This window comes from Marinobacter persicus (assembly GCF_002934325.1).
Lineage (GTDB): Bacteria > Pseudomonadota > Gammaproteobacteria > Pseudomonadales > Oleiphilaceae > Marinobacter > Marinobacter persicus_A.
On the sequence record NZ_PTIV01000070.1, the window covers coordinates 1 to 3,079 of the forward strand.

Consider the following 3,079-nt stretch of genomic DNA (forward strand, 5'->3'; position numbering starts at 1 on the left):
CTCTTTGGCCCGGAAGGCGTGGAAAGGTCAACCACAAAATCGCTGGACATGATCTGATGGTATCCGCCTGCTTCGGGGTGGCGAATATTGGCTTGCTCAGCCACTGAGAGGGTGTCTTCTATTCGGAGAGGAAATTGTTCACGGATGTCGGTGACATCCGGGTTCCATTCAAGTAGCAGGAACGCGGCTAACTCTGTATCTGAGAAGAAATGATGAGTTCGTCCTGTCAGGTGGCCCATCACTCGATGCGAGCGCCCCCTGGAAGATAGATCTCTGACGGTCAGCCATGGATGGTAATCCTTACCGCTGCCTTTACCACGTTCTTCTTTGATCCACTTCTGGGTTTTCTTGTCGAGTTTGTAGTTGGCCATTCCCTATCACTCCCGAGGAGAATAGCCTAACTTTGCCACATAGGCCGCTAGTTACCAACTTTATTATAAAGTTACCAACTCTTTTATGGTGTTACCAACTTTATTATGACCCCACAGGTTGCGCGGGGTGATTACCTGGTGTGTGCAATACCGCAAAACCGTCGTTTTTATCACGTTGGGTTTGCTGGTGATCAGTGCTTTCGGTATGGCAACCCAGGTGCAGAAGCAGTTTTTTCCCAGTTCTGATCGCCCCGAAGTTCTGATCAGCGTCTTTGCTCCACAGGGAAGCGCTATCGCCACCACAGATGAAACTGTCAAACGCCTGGAAGCGATATTGATGGACATGCCGGAGGTGAAAAGCCTTTCCGCTTACATCGGTGCCGGTGCCCCCCGGTTTTTCGTATCTGCCAACCCCGAGCAGCCGGACCCGGCATTTGCCAAGCTGATTGCCATCGGGCAGGACGTTGAAGGGCGCGATCGCATCATCTCGGCGCTGGAAACCAGAATCGCGGTGGGTGAGTTTCCGGAGGCACGAGTGCGGGTAACGCGTTTGCTGTATGGTCCCCCGGTGGCCTGGCCGGTCAGTTTTCGAGTGTTGGGCCCGGAACCCGATCAACTCAGAGAGATCGCGCACCAGATCCGGACTCTTATGACCGGGCATCCGAATATCGTCATGCCGCATCTCGAATGGGATGAGCGCGTACCCACTCTCTATCTTGAGTTGGACCCGGAAAACCTGGGTTGGATCGGCCTGACCCCGGCAGAAGTTGCCCGGCAACTGCAGTTCCAACTTCGCGGAGTGGCCGTCACCGAGCTACGTCAGGGAATAAGGAGCGTTCAACTGGTGGCGCGTAATGCCCGTGGCGAAGTGATGATGCCCGAAGATCTTGAAATCAAGACCCGCGACGGCCGCAAACTTTCCGCACAGCAACTGGGCAAGTGGCAGGTTCGCTATGAGGAGCCCGTTATAAAGCGTTACAACCGTGACCTCTTCCTGGCCGTTCAGGCCGATGTAGAAGGTGCCCAGCCACCGGATGTCACCAAGGAGATCTGGAGTGCGATGACTGGCCTGCGTGAACAGTTGCCGGAGGGTTACCGTATTGAAATCGGCGGTACGGTGGAGCAATCAGCCAAAGCCAATGCGTCCATCCAGACATTACAACCGGTGATGTTGGCGTTGATGCTGATCTTCATCATGCTTCAGATGCGTTCCTTTATCGGCACATTGACCGTTCTGGCCACCGCGCCACTGGGGCTGATTGGCGCTGTGCTGGCTTTGCTGCTGTTTAACCAACCCTTTGGCTTTACCGCGTTGCTGGGACTGATTGGCCTGGGCGGCATCCTGATGCGAAATACCATGATTCTGACCCAACAGGTGCAGGACAACTTCAAAGCAGGGATGGTTGCCCGGGAAGCCGTGGTCGAGGCGGCAGTCCAACGCGCCCGCCCCGTGGTGCTCACTGCCCTGGCGGCCGTTCTGGCGTTTGTACCTCTGACCTTTGACCTGTTCTGGGGGCCGCTGGCTTATGTCCTTATAGGGGGCGTGGCGGTCGGCACTCTGATCACGCTGTTGTTTGTTCCGGCGCTTTATGCACTCTGGTTTCGCTTACAGATAGAAGATTGAAGTAGTCACGGACGTTTACGTGTTGACAGCATAGGCCACTTCTCAAGTTGAGCGGCTGCGCCGCCGGGGCGCAGCGCGATGTGAAGAATCAGGACTCAGTAGAGTCCCTATACCCGGCCATCATTTTCATCATCCAGCCCGGATACTCCTCCGGTATACGGCTCACCTCGTCGAGCGTATTAAGTTCCTCGCCAGACAACCGGATCTGCGCTGCCTGGATATTGGCTTTCAGCTGCTCCGGCCGCTTGGCGCCAACGATAATACTGGATACAGGCTTCTGGTGTAGCAGCCACGCCAGGGCTATTTGGGCTACGGTAACCGGCTCGCCGTCGATCTGCTTTCCGCCGGCAATCTCCCGCATCACCTTGATGACGTCGCTGCCCCGCTCACGGTCGACAGGCGGAAAGTCAAACTTGGCACGCCGGTTTTCCTCGGACACGTCCGGCCCCTCGTATTTACCGGACAGATAACCGCCTGCCAGCGGGCTCCACACCATCAGACCGACGTTCTCAGATTCCAGCATCGGAATAATATCCCGCTCCAGGTCGCGACCTACGAGGGTATAGTGGGCCTGCAGGGATATGATCGGGCACAGGTTGCGGGCCTGGCTGATGCCGATGGCTTTCATCACCTGCCAGGCGGCCCAGTTGGACAGACCCACGTACCGCACATGGCCCTGTCGCACCAGGGTGTTCAGTGCCTCCAGGGTTTCCTCGATCGGGGTGGCCGGGTCAAAACCGTGGATCTGGTACAGGTCGATATAATCCGTTTGCAGGCGCGCCAGGCTCGCCTTGCATTCATTCATGATGTGGCCGCGGGAAGCGCCACGGGCATTGGGGCCCTCGCCCATCGGGCCGAGCACCTTGGTGGCCAGCACGACATCTTCCCGGCGAACGCCGAGGTTCTTCAGGGACTGGCCGACGATGCGCTCGCTGGCGCCGAAACCATAGATGTTGGCGGTATCGATAAAGTTAATCCCCGCTTCCAGGGCGATCTTCACCAGTTCGTCGGCCTGTTCCTGCTGCAACTGGCCGATCAGCCCCCAGATGTCCTCATCACCGCCGAAGGTCATGGTGCCCAGGCA

At 57.1% G+C, this 3,079-nt stretch carries 1 protein-coding gene and 2 pseudogenes; 1 reads left to right on the forward strand and 2 read right to left on the reverse strand.

Annotated elements, in window-relative coordinates:
- Positions 1-371: pseudogene (locus BY454_RS16540) on the reverse strand (TnsA endonuclease N-terminal domain-containing protein); the annotation flags it as partial.
- Between the two features lie 115 nt (positions 372-486).
- Here BY454_RS16540 and BY454_RS16545 point away from each other — a divergent pair.
- Positions 487-1,995: pseudogene (locus BY454_RS16545) on the forward strand (efflux RND transporter permease subunit); the annotation flags it as partial.
- Positions 1,996-2,083: 88 nt separating this feature from the next.
- Here the strand turns inward: BY454_RS16545 and BY454_RS16550 are convergent.
- The coding region (locus BY454_RS16550) for an aldo/keto reductase (RefSeq protein WP_104417652.1) at positions 2,084-3,079 on the reverse strand (996 nt) is incomplete at its 5' end.